This is a genomic window from Enterococcus sp. AMC1251, assembly GCF_058216535.1.
Genome location: NZ_CM177098.1, coordinates 939752 through 956304, shown reverse-complemented (window position 1 = coordinate 956304; position 16553 = coordinate 939752). Strand labels below are relative to the sequence as shown.

15 protein-coding genes and 1 pseudogene are annotated in these 16553 nt (G+C 33.8%); 4 read left to right on the top strand and 12 right to left on the bottom strand.

Annotated features, from left to right (window positions below):
• The first annotated feature begins 79 nt into the window (after positions 1-79).
• Positions 80-940: an alpha/beta hydrolase gene (locus AC4BBR_RS04485; protein ID WP_490461361.1), complete on the top strand. Its 861-nt coding sequence runs from the start codon at positions 80-82 to the stop codon at positions 938-940.
• 163 nt (positions 941-1103) lie between these two features.
• Here the strand turns inward: AC4BBR_RS04485 and tig are convergent, their stop codons facing one another.
• The 6 genes from tig to AC4BBR_RS04455 all read right to left on the bottom strand — a co-directional run bounded on the left by tig (position 1104) and on the right by AC4BBR_RS04455 (position 9471).
• Entirely contained in the window at positions 1104-2387 is a 1284-nt protein-coding gene (gene tig, locus AC4BBR_RS04480) for a trigger factor (RefSeq protein ID WP_490461360.1), read from the bottom strand.
• Positions 2388-3541: 1154 nt separating this feature from the next.
• Positions 3542-4900 (bottom strand): MFS transporter, encoded by a 1359-nt coding sequence (locus AC4BBR_RS04475; RefSeq protein WP_490461359.1) that lies wholly within the window; start codon positions 4898-4900, stop codon positions 3542-3544.
• 20 nt (positions 4901-4920) lie between these two features.
• Entirely contained in the window at positions 4921-6504 is a 1584-nt protein-coding gene (locus AC4BBR_RS04470) for an alpha-L-rhamnosidase-related protein (RefSeq protein WP_490461358.1), read from the bottom strand.
• A gap of 60 nt (positions 6505-6564) precedes the next feature.
• Complete coding sequence (locus AC4BBR_RS04465) at positions 6565-7860, bottom strand: MFS transporter (protein ID WP_490461357.1); 1296 nt, start codon at positions 7858-7860, stop codon at positions 6565-6567.
• A gap of 203 nt (positions 7861-8063) precedes the next feature.
• The gene (locus AC4BBR_RS04460) at positions 8064-9047 is read right to left on the bottom strand and encodes an AraC family transcriptional regulator (protein WP_490461356.1); all 984 of its coding nucleotides are present in this window, start codon (positions 9045-9047) and stop codon (positions 8064-8066) included.
• Positions 9037-9471 carry a GNAT family N-acetyltransferase gene (locus AC4BBR_RS04455; protein WP_490461355.1) on the bottom strand — a complete coding sequence of 145 codons (435 nt, stop codon included), beginning with the start codon at positions 9469-9471 and terminating at the stop codon, positions 9037-9039. Before AC4BBR_RS04455 ends, AC4BBR_RS04460 begins: the two co-directional genes overlap by 11 nt.
• Positions 9472-9715: 244 nt before the next feature.
• Here AC4BBR_RS04455 and AC4BBR_RS04450 point away from each other — a divergent pair, with 244 nt between their 5' ends.
• Genes AC4BBR_RS04450 through AC4BBR_RS04440 form a run of 3 tightly spaced genes read left to right on the top strand, consistent with a single transcriptional unit; the run spans position 9716 to position 10439 of the window.
• Positions 9716-9949 carry a hypothetical protein gene (locus AC4BBR_RS04450; protein ID WP_490461354.1) on the top strand — a complete coding sequence of 78 codons (234 nt, stop codon included), beginning with the start codon at positions 9716-9718 and terminating at the stop codon, positions 9947-9949.
• Positions 9946-10212, top strand: coding sequence for a hypothetical protein (locus tag AC4BBR_RS04445; protein WP_490461353.1), 267 nt, complete (start codon positions 9946-9948; stop codon positions 10210-10212). Before AC4BBR_RS04450 ends, AC4BBR_RS04445 begins: the two co-directional genes overlap by 4 nt.
• A complete protein-coding gene (locus tag AC4BBR_RS04440; protein ID WP_490462071.1) occupies positions 10149-10439 on the top strand; it encodes a transposase in 291 nt (96 codons plus the stop codon). The genes AC4BBR_RS04445 and AC4BBR_RS04440 overlap by 64 nt, the downstream gene beginning before the upstream one ends.
• 206 nt (positions 10440-10645) lie before the next feature.
• Here AC4BBR_RS04440 and AC4BBR_RS04435 read toward each other — a convergent pair whose 3' ends face one another.
• The 6 genes and pseudogenes from AC4BBR_RS04435 to AC4BBR_RS04410 all read right to left on the bottom strand — a co-directional run bounded on the left by AC4BBR_RS04435 (position 10646) and on the right by AC4BBR_RS04410 (position 16289).
• On the bottom strand, positions 10646-11266 hold the full coding sequence (locus AC4BBR_RS04435) for a hypothetical protein (RefSeq protein ID WP_490461352.1): 621 nt from the start codon (positions 11264-11266) through the stop codon (positions 10646-10648).
• A 218-nt stretch (positions 11267-11484) separates the two neighbouring features.
• Positions 11485-12837, bottom strand: a complete 1353-nt coding sequence (gene dgt / locus AC4BBR_RS04430) for a dGTP triphosphohydrolase (protein WP_490461351.1) — start codon at positions 12835-12837, stop codon at positions 11485-11487.
• 29 nt (positions 12838-12866) lie between these two features.
• On the bottom strand, positions 12867-13820 hold the full coding sequence (locus AC4BBR_RS04425) for a toll/interleukin-1 receptor domain-containing protein (RefSeq protein WP_490461350.1): 954 nt from the start codon (positions 13818-13820) through the stop codon (positions 12867-12869).
• A gap of 474 nt (positions 13821-14294) precedes the next feature.
• Positions 14295-14483 (bottom strand): annotated as a pseudogene (locus AC4BBR_RS04420) (hypothetical protein); the annotation flags it as partial.
• 44 nt (positions 14484-14527) lie between these two features.
• On the bottom strand, positions 14528-14845 hold the full coding sequence (locus AC4BBR_RS04415; RefSeq protein ID WP_490461349.1) for a hypothetical protein: 318 nt from the start codon (positions 14843-14845) through the stop codon (positions 14528-14530).
• Positions 14846-15320: 475 nt separating this feature from the next.
• Positions 15321-16289 (bottom strand): DUF1002 domain-containing protein, encoded by a 969-nt coding sequence (locus AC4BBR_RS04410; RefSeq protein ID WP_490461348.1) that lies wholly within the window; start codon positions 16287-16289, stop codon positions 15321-15323.
• Positions 16290-16553 lie beyond the last annotated feature (264 nt).

The window sequence follows — 16553 nt, the reverse complement described above, 5'->3', positions numbered from 1 at the left end:
AACGTACTTCCATCCATTAACTAGATGCTGAACAATACAAAGCTAACTATTGTTACTTAAAATTCAAGGAGGACTGTTGATGATTAAAAAAAAATTTCTCTATAGTAAGTTGGCCAATTTAGATTTAACTATGACTTTTTACTTCAATGAAGAAAACTTTTCTACTAAAGCTACACTCCTTTATTTTCATGGTGGTGGACTTCTTTATGGAGATCGAGATGATCTACCTGAGACCTATTGTCAGCTTTTAGTAGAGAGTGGGTATAATTTATTGACTATTGATTATCCTCTAGCACCTGAAGTCAAACTTCCAACTATTTTTAATTGTTTAAAAGAAGCAATTGACTGGTTTTTGAAAAATTATAAAAAAAAATTAGGATTAGAAAAACCTGATTATTTTTTGTTTGGACGTTCAGCAGGTGGTTTTCTTACTTATTTATTATCTGCTCGTTATCTAATGACTGAGCAAAAAGGTCTGATAGTTTTTTATGGGTATTATGACTTGAGGAATCCAGCTTTCAGTCAGCCTAGTAGTTATTACAACCAATTCCCTAAAATAGCACCGCTCACTGCTCAAGCATTGATTAAACCTAACCCAATTGCGGAAATTTCTATTAATGAACGGTTCTCACTTTATTTATCCGGACGACAATTTGGTAATTGGTTGAGTTATCTCGTTACTAACCCTGACGAAAAAGAAATATTTAGCCTTTCAGATGAAGAGCTGACAAAATTACCTCCAGTTTTTTTAGCTCACAGCTCTGCAGATCAAGATGTGCCTGTCGAAATATCACACGAGACTTATAATAAACTTTCAAATGTTACATATAAAGAAGTTGAAAATCTTCCTCATGATTTCGATGGTGATGTTACCAAATATGAGGGGCTTCACGTTTATCAGTCATTAATTGAATGGCTAGATAAAACATTAGTAATTTGATTTTAACTGGTTGAACCTAAAAAAGACATTCCCGATCACTCAGGAATGTCTTTTGGCTCTATAATTCAAAAGACTGATGAATCAAAAATGATTCATTCATAATTAAACTTTCATTTAGCTCACCAGTCCTTATTGACAAAGAGCTTGTCTTTTAAAAGTATTTTTATTTTTCAGTTGCCGTTTCAGTGACTACTTCTACTGCACGTTTCATACGGATATCATGTTTTAACATGTCTTCTGTTAAGACTTTTTTCACTTGATCGATCGGCATATTATATTGTTCAGACAATTCTTTGATTTCATTATCCATATCTTCTTGAGATACTTCAATGTCTTCCGCTTTAGCAATCGCTTCGATTACAAGGTTTGTCTTCGTGCGAACTTCTGCTTCTGCTTCAAATTGTTTGTGCAAGTCAGCTTCAGTTGTTCCAGTTAATTGATAGTACATATCTGGAGCAATCCCTTGACGTTGCATGTTGTTTAAGAATTCATCCATTGAACGGTGAACTTCATCATGTACCATTACATGTGGAAGGTCAACGATTTCTGCATTCTCAACAGCTTGATGGATAGCTGCTTCGTCTTTTGCTTCTGCTGCAGCGGCTTCTTTAGATTCTATTAATTCTTTACGGTATTTTTCTTTCAATTCATCTAATGATTCTACTGAATCGTCAACGTCTTTTGCGAATTCATCATCTAACGTTGGTAATTCTTTAGCTTTTACTTCATGAATTTTCACTTGGAAGACAGCTTCTTTACCAGCTAAATCTTCTGCTTGGTAATCTTCTGGGAATGTTACTTTTACTTCAACATCTTCGCCAGCTTTTTTGCCAACTAATTGTTCTTCAAAGCCTGGGATGAAAGAGTTAGAACCTAATTCAAGCGAATAGTTTTCGCCTTTTCCACCTTCAAAAGCTTCGCCATCTTTAAATCCTTCAAAATCGATTACGACAGTGTCACCTTCAACAGCTGCTTCGTCTTCTTTGATTACTAATTCAGCTTGTGCATCTAATTCACGTTGGATGCGTGCATCTACGTCTTCGTCTGTCACTTCACGGTCTTGTTTTTCAACTGTTAAGTTTTTATATTCGCCTAATTTAACTTCAGGTTTTACAGTCACTTCAGCAGTTACAACCCAATCTTCACCTTTGTTCATGCTTTCAACATCAATTTTAGGTTGAGCTACAGGATCGATTCCAGCTTCTTTAACGGCTGTTTCATATACTTCTGGTAAAACTGCGTTCAATGCATCTTCATATAATGCTTCTTCGCCGTACATACGGTTGAATACCTGACGTGACACTTTTCCTTTACGGAATCCTGGTACGTTAAGATTTTTTTTGACTTTATCGAATGCTTGTTTCAAGCCTTTTTCAATTAGAGTTTGATCAACTGAAAAAGTTAACACACCATCATTGGTGCCTTTTTTTTCCCATTTCGCAGACATTTGTTTCCCTCCGAATAACTTAATTTTATACATGAATTTATGTTATGCATACCTTTAAATAGTACACTATCACTGGTTAAATGTAAACATTTTAGGTGAGAAGAAGGGAAAATAAACTGATTTTTTGAATTGTAAAATGAATTACTTGATAAACGAACTAGACTAACTTGCCTATTTTTATATTTTTCGGCTAATTTTAAATACTCATTATGGATCTCTAAATCATTTGAACATTTCTTTTTGGTTTAAAATAAGCTCTTTTGACGAGTTTGCTTTTTATGCAAAGTATATTCCACTAATCAATAGTAACAGCATAATAATTGAAAAAAAAAAAAACTAGGTTCTTTATTTTGACCATACGTCATCAAAAGGATCAAAAACTACTATAAGTTAGCCCTTAAATTGTAGTTATTTATGTTCTAGCAAATAATATCAAGTAGATTATAACGCTTAATTAATACATAATTTATTGTAATTACTCCTTCTACTATCAAATACTTTCTTATTTCTCAACCAATTTTCTAAATGTTTGATCATGCTTATTCATAAAAAAGTCTATATCATCAGAAAATCGATTAAAAACATTTTCTGATTTGATTGTTAAAGTCTTTTCCAATGAGACTTGTCCATCACGAACAATAACATCTAGTGTATTATCTTCCTTTAGAGACAATAATGCTTAGTTTACTGCCTTAAGTACTTCCAAACCTTCTTATTTGTTTAGATTTTCTTATTATTTCAGCCATTTTTAGTTTCTCCCTAACCCCCTTTTTACATAGTATAAAAAAATCTGCGTGAAATCTAGTCAAAATCAACTATGACATAACGAATTGAGTAATTATCTATTAGAGTAAAAATGACAAAACTTCCAAAAAACGGAAGATAAACTTCTTATCACTATAATTTAGATATCACCGAAAAAACTATTGATATTAGGATAATTACTTTCCCTAGCACAATAGCTTTTACTATAATTATTATTAATCAGCACGAGTGAGACCGCAAATGAAAAAGCAAAAATTCTTAGTCTCAAGTTTATGAATCCTTTGTATTTATTGCGTACATTTATCAGTGAATATCAGAAACATCAGACTAAACTAGTTTTTAAGAGCAATGATTTGTATGTCGCAACCTCATAATTAAACTATTCCTTATTACGCCTCTTTCACTCGTTCTTCCAACTCTCTTTTAATCTCCGGATAAATCTTATCCAACTGATAAAATAGCATCGTCGCAACAGAACAAACAATCAACCCCATCGGAATATACAGATACATCGCCTTGATCGCCACAATCGCTTGACTGCTTTGAGCAGCTACACCAGGTCGATAATTTCCCCAAGCTAAAAGTGCACCCGCAATCCCACCAGCTAAGGCTTGAGCAACTTTTCCTAAAAAGCCATTGATTGCCGATAAAGATCCAGAAACATTCAACCCTGTTTTCCATTCTCCATAATCCACTGGATCGGCCTGCATCGAAAAGTAGATACTCTCTTTCATCCCATACCCAATCGCTGAAATAAACGCTCCCACTAAAATCAAAACATGAGCAACACCAGCAATCATCATAACCAGCAAGCCAAACAATTGCACAAGAGAAGCGGCGATATACAGATTTCGTTTGCCCAACCGCTTTGCAATCATCGGTACTAAAAAATTAGCAAACATCGGTACCACTGACAGGATCGTCGCAACCGTAATTGATAAACGTTGGCTGTTCACAACCACCGCAAAATAATACACCAACGCACTGGTTTGAATAAAAAAGCCTGTCCACATAAACAAAATATTCAATGCAAAAATCAACCACGGTTTGTTTTTTCTCAATGAGGAAAGCACATTTTTTAAAGAGACCTTTTCCGTTGAAACTACAGGAATTTCTCGCACATTGAAAAAAGTAAAAAAGAACAAACCACAACCAATGATCCCGAAAATCGCCATGACAAATTTAAAGCCAACAATTTGATTTCCATGTCCTAAACTATTTACAAGCGTGAGTGCTGTTGAACTGACGATCGTTGCCCCTAGAAAACCAAAGAATTTGCGCGAAGTCGATAACGCTGTCCGCTCATTTGCATCATTAGTTAAGCTAGGTAAAATCGAAGCCATCGGCACATTGACCAGGGTATATGCACATGAAAGTCCAAAGTAGGTAATATAAGCATAGACAAGTTTACCTGTCTCCGAAATATTTGGAACATTAAAACACAGGAAAGCAAACAGTGCAAAAGGAATTGCGCCATAAAGAAAATATGGTCGTGACTTACCCCAACGTGTATTGGTATGATCGATCAAATAACCAACGAGCAAATCCGTGATACCATCCGCAAATCTCGTCAATACAAACATCAAACTAACTGCTGCTGCACTTAACTGCATGATATCCGTGTAAAAAAACAATAAATACAACGAAATCATCTGCCAAATCAAATTGCAAGCTAAATCAGAAACACCATAGCCGATTCGTTGCCGCCATTTAGAAATCGGTTTGGTTTGTCTATTTAACCCATCCATTTTTACCACTCCCTTATCAACTAGTTAAAGAGATAGTCTTTGATCAAGTATGCTGGCGTACAGCTCCAGGCATGACAATAGCTATTGATGATTGGACTGCCATATGGTGAAAAATCTGGGTCTTCTAATTTGAATGCCTCCCAAAACGTATCAGCACCCATTTCAATCATTTTGCCCCAATAGTTTTTCATCAGTTCTTCGCCATCGTTTGTAAGTTCGGCGACAAACAAAGCTTCAACGATATGATGGTACATATAAGGCGTAGCAATCCCTGTAATTGGAAATTGCGTGCGGATGGTTTCTTCCATGATCTCCTTGTTTGTTTGTTCATCCATCACCTCAGCTAAAACCATCCAAACTTGACTAGCTACATTGATTTCACCTGTTCCTTCAATGACAAATTGTTTTTTTTCGGAATCAAATAACTGTTCTTTAGCAAAAGTTTCCATCTTATCCAAAGTAGTCTGATAAAATTTTAAGTCTTGATCACTTGCTTGACTTGCTAATTCTATAAAACGTTTCAACGTATAAATCAACACAGCTTGTCCTGCCGTCGCTTTATCAAATTCATTTGACCAGTCAATAAACACGGGCCATGCTTCATCTAAGTGCAATCGGCCAGCTTCATCCACCTGTTTCAAAGCCAAGTCGATTTGCTTTTTAGCCACTGGATAAAGGTCTTCCAACACTTCTTTATCATCAGTATGTTTCATATAATCGAATAAAATTACTGAAAAAAATAAACTATAATCAAACAAAAACGTATCATCTGGAATCAAACTAGGTGTAGTAAAAACATTTGCAGGAATCTTCCCTTCTTCTGTGGTCATTCCGCCAAACAAATATAAACAACGTTTCACTAACACTAACTCGTCAAAGGTTGCATAATTTGCTAAGGCTTGTAATCGTAAATCACCGATCCAAAGACGACGATCTCTTTTTGGTCCATCTTCAAAAACCGTTTGCATACAATCTTGTAATGTTTTGACAGATACGTCATGGATTGCTTGTAGCTGTTCATCTGCTAATTCAATTTTTTCAACATCATCCAACTGAACTGAACTTTCTGCAATAAATTTTGGGTTGCTAAAACTAGCCTGCCATTTAGGTGAAGTATCGATTACTTCAAGTTCAATATAGCGGCAACTATAACGACGAGGCAGTTCTAACGTCGTCGGTAATACATCAATATGCACAAATTCCTCTTGAATCCATGACTTAGATAACCAACCATCATATTCTTTCGAATCAGCCATCATTTCTGCTGGCACTTCAGCAAATTTCAACTGTAAATATAAAGGTGCATCCATCGGTGAACCCACAGAAGCAATATCAATCGAAAATTTACCGACATAATGATCACCTAAATCCAGTACCAATTTTTCATCACGCTTCAATCCATAATCTGACAGTTTAGCGATTTCTTTATCGCTAGAAACCGCTTTAAATCCGTTGATAAAATGATCATCCACAATAATTTCAACGATTGCAGTTGGATTGATTTCTGTTTGAATCAGTTCAGGTTTATTTTTTTCCGCTTTCTCAAGTAATCGTTCATTACGATTCCATACAACATCATCATTGATTTGAAAAGTAAAAGCCATTTTTTCATTCCTCCATTTTAAAAGAGTCCTCCCAGCCTAATAGCCAGGAGACTCTTTCGATTATTTTTGAGTATCTTGTGCGACTTTATATTTCTTTTGTAGTCGCATCATCACAATTCCTGCAATGGTAGCCAGTAACACAATCCCAGCAAAACCATACATTGACGTTTGAATTCTGGCCGGTGCCACTAAAAATGGGGTTACAAAAGCAAACAGTCCACAGCACATTCTAGAAAACCCATTGATAAATCCTTGTAATGAAGCTCGCGTTTCAGCTGGAAAAGATTCTTGTGTCCAAACTTTATAAATCGCTTCACCTGCTAACGGATTCCCAAAATTGTAAAATGCAATCGTAATAGCCAAGGCAATAAAACCTGCTCCGCCGCCAATCATAGCCATGCCAAGCATTGCTGTAAATTGAACGAATGCGCCAATAAAAAACGCTTTATTTCGATATTTTCCACCTGCGATCGATGCAAAAATAATCGTTGTCACAAGAGAAACGACATTCAAAATAATCCCTAAACCAGTCGCTTGCATTTGACTAGCCCCTGCGTTCGTTAATGCATATGTCTGAAATTGGCCCCAAGTATTCGCTAACAAATTCCAGCACACATAGAAAATCAAAATAGCGAAAAAGAAACCTAAATATTTATTTTTATTTTTTCCAAATAACACAGTTTTAAATGATACCTCTTGTGAATCGGAAGCAACAGATTTTTGTAGTGCTTGACGGGCTGCCCCTTCATCATGAAACCGTTTGAATTTACTCGAAAAACTTCGCCATAACCACGTAATAATTGCAAAACCAAAAAGAATTCCAAACACGATCCTAGCACCGAGCACACCCTGAATTCCTGACAACAGAAAAGAACAAATATAAGAAATGAAAACCCCGATTTGCCAGAAAATTTGTGTAGATGAAACTAAACTTGCAGAGGTCGTTTCATCAGGCGCATCGTGAGATACGACAGTTAAACTAATTGGCAAATCTGCACCCGAAGAAAAACCCATCACGATCACACCTGCTAATAACATCGTAAAACTATTTGACAAGATACAAATTGCGGCTCCAATCGCATAAAAAAGATTTAGCCAGTTAAAAGATCGAATCAACCCAAAACCCTTAGTAATTTGTCCAGCGAATAATGAACCGAATGCAATAGCAAACGTTAATCCACCTGAAATAATCCCGACTTGTCCTGTTGTTAAGTTTAATCCTTGTTGCCAAACAGGAATGGTTGCTGATAATCCGACAATACATCCTGAACCTAACATCGAACCGATTCCAGCTGCTGTTGCCAATGGTGAGTATTCTTTCACCAAAGCCGAATTTGATCCACTTTGTTTACTCATAAATGTCACGCTCCCTTACTCTTTTAGCTAGACTTTGAATGATTCAACTAATCATTCGTTTCGCTAACAACTATAATTGTAAGCGTATTATTCTTTTTTCACTATAGCGAAACCACACACATTTCTTTGCCAAATCACAGGTATAAAGATAAAAAAGTAGCCTCCAACAATTGTTAGAAGCTACTTTTCAACAAGTTGAATTTTCAATTCTGGTCCTTATTTAATAGGCTTTTTACTGTTTTTGGCGTCTGATCTGTATATTTACTAAATAATTTGTACAGTGAAGGAACTGCTTCAAACCCTACATCATGAGAAATATCTTCTAAACTCTTATCCGTTTCCCTCAGTAAATCTAACGCTGTTTGGTAACGCATATTATTGACTAATTTTTGAAAAGAATAACCTGTTTCTTTTTTCAGTTTATTGCTCATGTAGTTAGAATTATAACCAAAATATTTGGCTAGATCTGATAACGTTAACTCTGTAAAATGACCTTCAATATAACGAAGAATCGTTACAATTTCTTCATCTTGCTCTTGAGAATTTTCTAAGCTATCGGTTTCAATTACTCGAGTCAGTTCGATCATAAGTAAAGACAATAATAAATTAATTGAACGCATATAGTAGTTTTCTTTTTGATAATACTCCAGAATCATTTTATGCACGATTTCTTGAACCTCTTTTTTCTGACCAGACCGAAAATAAATAAAGGCATTATGATCGCTATAATCATTAGAAGCACTTAATAAAAATTCGTTAACTAAGCCATTTGATTTCACCATATTGACGATAATACCTGTCGTAATCGAATCACCTTTTAATAAGATGTTGATCAAGATATCATCCTTACCCAAAGGTTCAATTCGCTGTACGATATCTTTATCCATCAACAAAATTTCACCTGCTTGTAGGTCGATTCGCTGCTCATTCACATACTGCACGCAATGACCTGAAAGCATATAATTGAATTCAACAAATTCATGAGTATGAGCGGGCATTTCAGAGTAACGATGATGTTTATTGATAAAGATATTGCCGTCTGCAAAAAAATTAGCTTCTGGCATTTTAGGTATCGCTATTTCTTCAAAAGGCAGATGCTGATCGTTAACATTATGTCCTTCCAAGCGCTGTTCTTGCTCGATCTTATTTTCTTGCCACAATTTGATTTTTACTTCTTCAAAGTCCATCGTTTCTCTTCTCTCTATTATCCTGATCAAGTTTTTTTACCATCATTATTTCATAAGGCTCATTTATCGGGAAAAATCCCCCCACTGTTTTAAACCCCAATTGAAGATATAAATGCTGCGAATACTCTTCACTGGAAGTTGACAGCATAAGTTCTTTAAACCCTTGAACGATCATTTCACGTTCAAAAAAATGCATTAAATCTGTCCCATATTGTTTACGTCTAAAAGGTTCCAAGATAAACAACATATCCACAAATGGAATCGACTCCCAAAAGAAACTGAACCTAAGCCAACCGATCAATTCGTTTTCTTCAATAATCATAATTCTCTTTTCCTCAATAGCTAAGCGAAGTCTTTCTTGAGGTATGTGAGTATCATGTATCGCTAATAAATCTAGATCCATTAATGTTGCATTCCGTATCATCCTTGATAACCTTCTTTCATACAGCTTTATAGATTGATTATACAATAAAAAGTCTGTTTCATTTCTTAATTATTCACACTTAAAAAAAATGAGCCAAAACTAATCAATAGTTTTTAACGGCTCTATACTTTCTGATGTTGGTGAGAAATCACCGGCATCTTTTTTAATGCAAAATAATAGAAAAGACACCCTGATATCCTTTAGAATTAAGTCGTCTAATACCATTCAAAAGGAGGAAATCAAGATGTTCTATACAAATCTTATCAAAGAAATCTTAGATATTCTAGACTTAAACATTACTTTTAATGAAAATTCTTTAAACAAAGAACGCATCAAAGGACGAATCTGCCACGTATTTTCTGGTACATTGGATTATTTCGCTCACTCCTGTCCTCATTATGGTGCCAAAGAAAACGGAGCGATTATTCTTTGTAGCTTTACAACGTGTCTGATTTTACTGAATGATGTTAGAGAATGAACACGTTTCTTCATCAGGGGAATACCGGAGCGAAAAAGTATCGACACTTGAAGAAATACTGGAAACTTCTTCAAAAAAATCAATCGAAGCTTGATTTTGAAAAACGGCTTTGGCGTTCTTCCTTCCGCACCTATTTAACTGAAACAGAAATCGTTGATCGTTTACTTGCGTATGATAACGAGTTGAAAATTGGCTACACCTGTTATCAGGACTTTTTTATGCCATACAGACAAGAGATTTTGCACGGTTTTACGCCCTATTAAACGAAGTTTTCCGCTGTCTTTCTACTTATTATCAAACGACTATTGGTACTTTCAAGAAGGTCCAAAATGAAATTAGACATGCGCTAGAATTGCCTTATTCTAATGGACCACTGGAATGTCTAAATAGCCATATTAACGTGTTGAAGAGAAATGCTTATGGGGTTCGTAATTTTTACAATTTCAAGTTGAGAATTTCTTTATGTTTTGGTACCATTCTTTTCAAGTAAATAAAAAAAACTAGAGGAAAGTTCCTCTAGGAATCATACCACTTGATTTAATTCTTGGATTTTCTTTACCAACATTCGTTGACAAAGAGCCACTTTAAATTGAAATAAATAGCATAAGAAAGTTTTTTAACTTTTATTAACATTTAATTCTTTTTATCACGTTTTATTGGTATACATTATTAACTTCAATAGTAATAAACACTACTTTATTTTTCTTCTTCAACAGTTACTTTCAAATCTATCACTTTAAATTTATTGTCTTTTGTTTTAACAGTAAGCTCTTCAAAAGTAAAATTTTTCAATTGATTTTTTTCGGTATAATCCATTTTTTCTACCATATTTATTGAATAACTATAAAGCGAATAGCCAAGAGTCGCTTCTAATTGCTTGTACAACTCAGCACGCGTCCATTTTGATCCACTTTTTATCTTTAGTGTAAATTCTTGTGGATCAATACCGTTTACGATCTTAACAGATAAATTGATTTTTTTCTTTTGTCCTTCACTGTTTAATACTTCAAAATCATTAATAGTAAACTTACGTGTTTGATTAGTTAAATAATTTCTCATTTTTTTAAATTGCTCATCCGGTAGTAATGGTGATATAAAAAGGCCGTGATCTTTATTCAAGCCAATATTAATGTGTTTGAATGTCCATTTATCGCGTCCAGGAACATGGGCAACAACCTCTTTAGTTTCAACTGCTTCTAATCGTTTTTCAACAACATTAGCTGACCCTTCATTTTCTTGAGCGTATGCATTTTGTGACGTAGCTGCTCCTAATAAGAATAAGCTAAATAATGCAATACCAAAACTTAATTTTTTCATTTTTCATTCCTCCAAATAGTTTTATAACACATGTTATTGTATTGTATATCGTACTTAAAAGCAATATATATTTTTTTTATCTTGTATAATTTTGATTTTATTTTAAATTATATATTGCATTGAGCTTTGAAGTGAACGTCTTCTTCATTGTGAAGTTACAACATTTTTATTTTATTTTTGAAGCATTCATTTATTGTACGTAAATATTTCATTTATTTCTAATTAAATAATGTATCATGTAATTTTTTGGCATATCCATCTGTCATATTACATACAAAATCAACTGCCATCTTCAAACGATAATAATCTTTATTAGATTCTGAACAGCCTACTGTTTCTCGCTTAAATAATTCTTTAGCACTTACAGGTAGGTTATTAAACAGGCGTTCCTCATATTTGTTCATCTGTCCTTTACCATATTTTAAAACAACAGGAATAAATTCATCTAATAAACGATTAATGATGTTAAATCCAAGCACTTCTTGATCTAGTATAGTTTTTGTTTGAAAAATATACTCACAAGAAAAATCTTTTAATGCATGAAAGCATCTTACTTCATCGCATGTTTCATTAATGATTTCTCCACGAAACGTTCCGGACATAATTTCATCGTAATGATCTACAAAGGTCTTGCTAGCACTTTGATATACTTTTTTTTGAGTAACCCTTAAAAATTCTTGGATTGCCGCTGCTTCTGAAACATTATTGATTAAAAATTTGTCGGTTCCTGTTTTCTCATCAATGAATGTTTTTAATTTTCTATAACTATATAAATCATAGTTATACGCATCTTCAATATCAGAAAATGTATACGCAATATCATCTGCTGCTTCAAGTAAAAACACCAGTGGGTGTCGTTTCCCAGCAGATCCAGTCACAAATTTAATATTTTTAAACACCTTTTCTTCAGAATAAAAGTAACCAACTTTTTTAGTTAGTAAATCGTTATTATCTACCTTGTCTGCAGGAGCTATATACTTGATCACTGCATCTAACGTTGACGCAGTGAGGTTCATCCCTGTTTCTGAAGAACCATTATCACTATGAAGTTTCGTTAGTAACCGAATCGTTTGAGCATTCCCTTCAAACCTCAAAAAATCTTCTTTTTGTTGCTCAGTAAATGAAAACCAACAAGGAAGTGATCTTCCTTTTTTGCTAAACCAAATTCGAATAGCTTCTTCACCAAAATGTCCAAATGGTGGATTTCCAATATCATGAATCAAAGCTGCTGTTTCCAATAAACGAAAACTTTCATTTAATTTATCAACATTAATTCCTTTTTTATTAAGTTTACTAATTACACCTGTCAACAAATCTCTCGTATGCATCGCAACTTCTAGACTGTGGGTTAAACGAGTACGAACAAAATCATTTCTTTCTAAAGGAAAAACTTGAGTTTTATCCTGTAATCGCCTAAAAGAATCACTCTTGACAACACGGCGATAATCACTATTAAATGCAGCACCTAATGCTAAAAGATAATTTTTGTGTACTAATTTGTCATTTGGCCAAACTTTATCACTCTTTAAAGAAATTCTGAACGTTCCAACTAAGCGACTCCACTGCATCATTTATTAATCCTCCATTTTTATACATTCCACTAGATTTTTTCAAGATAAGAAACATAAATATTTTTGCATTTACCAATATCTTTAAAAAATTTTTCTTCAAATGGAAATTGTTCTTTCAATTGAAACCTAACTTTGTCGCCTTTCTCAAACTCTCCCTTTTCTCTATAAAAAAATAACCAATGACTATCTTTATTAGGCAATTTATCAATTCCCAATGCGTTCGGTTCAATTAAGCTAGAAAGCTTAAAGCAATACGATTTATCCTTCCAAGTATCTGGTAACTCTCTTTCCTCATCTAAAATAGCTTCAAAAAATCCTTCTTCATCAGGAAATAAATAATGCTCTTGCTCTATTAATTTTTTGACTCTCTCCTGAAAAGGTTCAATATTTCCTTTGATATCAATTACTACATCATCGTCCGCCGTTATTCCTGTATCCTTAGAAAGACATTTCAATAAAGAATGAATTTCCTTTACACTAGTCTTTTCATTTAACAAAATTGTCAGTCTCTCTTTTGTTATAGCTCCTTCAATATTATCAGGCGAAAAACCCGGTAAGGCAATTGGATAGTGCTTATCAGTCATCATCCATGAAGCACCCATTTCATTTAAGCAAACAATACTGTTATAATAATTTTTTGATAAAAAATATATAACAATCGGCTTATCTTCCAATTCTGATTTTAAGGTATCAAAAATTAACTCTCCTGGTTCTACACCATTAGAAATATTGGAGCTATAGAAAATATCTTTATCACGAAAACCAAATCTTTTCAATAGTTCGACAAACTGATCTACATACTTTCGATCTAATGAACTATGACTAATAAATACTTTTTTTGCCATTTCAATCCCTCCGATAACAATTTTATCTACATTATAACAAATTATTAAGCTGATGATAATATATTTATTTCCTAAAACATAAAAAATATTTGTAAAAATAGAAAAACCATATTTTTGTTTGATTGTACAGTTTTTCATTAAAATTTCCTTCTGTTTTGAAAAGCAATATAAATACCGAAAAATAGCTTCTTACCCAAGAGATATAGCAGTCACAAAATATTATCTAATTTTTTTATCAACGTGCATATTCATAATCTTCGTTTAAATCAATTGTAATGTTAACTTACAGCCAAAATTTGGTAATCAGATTCAATCTCTAATACTAGATTACATTCTTCAATTTTATAATTTACTTACCTTCCCACAAAAAAGACACTTCTTTCATTAGTAGCTCTTTAATATAAAAGTCTTTACAATTTATTTCCATTGTTATAGTCGAGAAATTTAGTAAAAATTTTTATTTTCTTCATAATCATATTTTTCAAAGAAAAATCATGTCTTTTCTAGTTCTTTTTCTATAATTTCAATATTTATTTTCTTCCCAGAAAAAGTGTAAGTGATCTTTGTATACTTTCTCTATCAACAACTCTTTACAGATAATCATACAAAATATCATAGGTAAAGATAGCTCAAATTTATAATTTTTTCCACTTCTTCTAAAGTAGTATCTTGAGGAAAATATCCTAATTGTCCTTTGTTCATGTCTTTTACTTTCATTTTAGATTCTAGTGTACACATATTTTTATGTATAACTTTTGAGCAATAGGGAAATCCAAATCCGTCATCACCTTCAAACACAACCTTAACCTCATCTCAAAAATACTTAATTTCAAAAGCTAATATTCTCAGTACTTTTCAATACATTCACACGCATTGATGTAGCACCATTCTAAATCTGGGCATGCTGTTTTGGCTAAGCTCATTTCTTGTTCGACAATTTGTTTCACTTGTTCAAATTGTTCAATTTCGGCTAACACTTGGTCTTCGAGGGTGTCAATTCCACAAACCATGCCTTGATAGTCACTGAGCAATCTCTTGTCGGCACTTTCTAGCGCTTCTCCTGTCAAGGTACAACGGTGTATAAACCACCATAAAATAGCTTTTAACTGAATCGTACGCCTTACCTGATAAACAGGCTTAGATGCTACTCTGTAGTGAAACAATCGCTTGGTTCGCTTGACTAGTCATCTGTGACGCTTGATTAATTTGTGCTTGAACTTCACTGACGTAAAATTTAAATCTCACTTGCTTTTTCCTCCCTTTGTTTCCAAAAAGAGGCTTGTTCTGCGTTTACGGAGTCTTCTTGATCGACCAACAACCAATACTCTTTTTGTCATTCAACTTGTTGTTCTTCAAATTCTTGTTCTGCTTTTTTCGCTAACTTTTTTCGCTAAATGGAAACTTTCATCGCCCCGCTCTTGATAAAATATCAGAAAAAAAGGGTTGTTATTTTTTCTGATATATAAGAGAAGGGGATTTGGGTGTTATTTAATTGAGGAATGTATACTTTTATATTGTGAATCCTTACTTGTTATAGAACAATAAAAAGTTACATTTCATTGTCCAATTATTTAAACTAAAAAAAGATGAGCCAAAATTAATAAATAATTTTGCTCATCCAAACTTGTCAATTCTATTTTATTTACCCGTAATTGAATCCCAAAGTCCACTAAAGAATCCTTTAATATTTCCCCAAAGTCCCTTAGACTTTTCCTGAATCTGCTCTTTCGTTTTAGATAAATCTAATTGTCCAACAAAATCTTCAAAAATATTTTTATCTTTCATATCGCTCATCAATGTTGTCAGTTCATTGACCTGATCCGAAGACATAACATCTTTGATCCCTTGATTTTGCAACGCGTTTTCAACAGCTTGCTGAATGTCAGCTTGGGTTAAATTTTTACCATCAGCAGTTTTTGCTGCTAGTTCTTTTTTCGCTTGTTCTTGAGCCGCATTTAAAGCTTTATCGGAATACCCATCTTTATCTTTATTTTCTTCTGTAATTTTAGAAAGTACATCCATTTCATCTTGAGCGACCCCTACACGATCTCGATTAATGATCCCACCAGATTCCTCAACGATTTTATACACACCAGCTAAAGCACCGGAACCATCGATTGGCACAGCAGATGCAACGGTCAATTTAGCATCTGAGATTCCAGCTGTTAATGCCGCATTTTGATACTGATCTTCTGTGATTTTCGTGATATTTTTAGGTGTAGCAATATCTACAGAGATTCCAGCCCCTTTTTTTTGAGTTTCCATCCGAACAGAACTATACACCGCCCACTCTGGTGTGAAGCCGCCATCAGGGATAAAACTCATCAAATCCTTGCCAGTTGTTGTATATTGAGGTGTTTCACCTTTAATTCCTAATTCTTTTAACGTAAAGTCCTTTTGCTCTTGCGTTAATGCGTTACCTAATGCAACTGCGTTGATTTGTAGAGTCTTCTCAGAACTTTGAGTGGTTTCTGTATTACTAGAACTTACTGAAGTACTTTCTGCTGCGCTACCTTGTGTCGCCAATGCTGTTTTTCCAGTGTATAAACCTGTAGAGATCAACAATACTGTCATCGCTACAGTGAGTTTTTTTTGTTTGTTTTTCATAGAAGCCTCCCAAATATTTACTAGTTTCTTACTATACAACAATAGTTTAGGTTATTCCTTAAAAAGGGGTTATTTTAAGAAAATTTTATTGATTTTCATTTAACATTATTATTCTACCATCTTCTTGAGATTTACAGCTTATAAAAGCATTCTAAATGACAATTTCTAATCAACGAGTGAAAAATACGTAAAATAAATGGAACTGCCTTGTAAATCTAACAACCATGGATTCTGAAGTACACCAATAATCGCAGTGATTAAAGT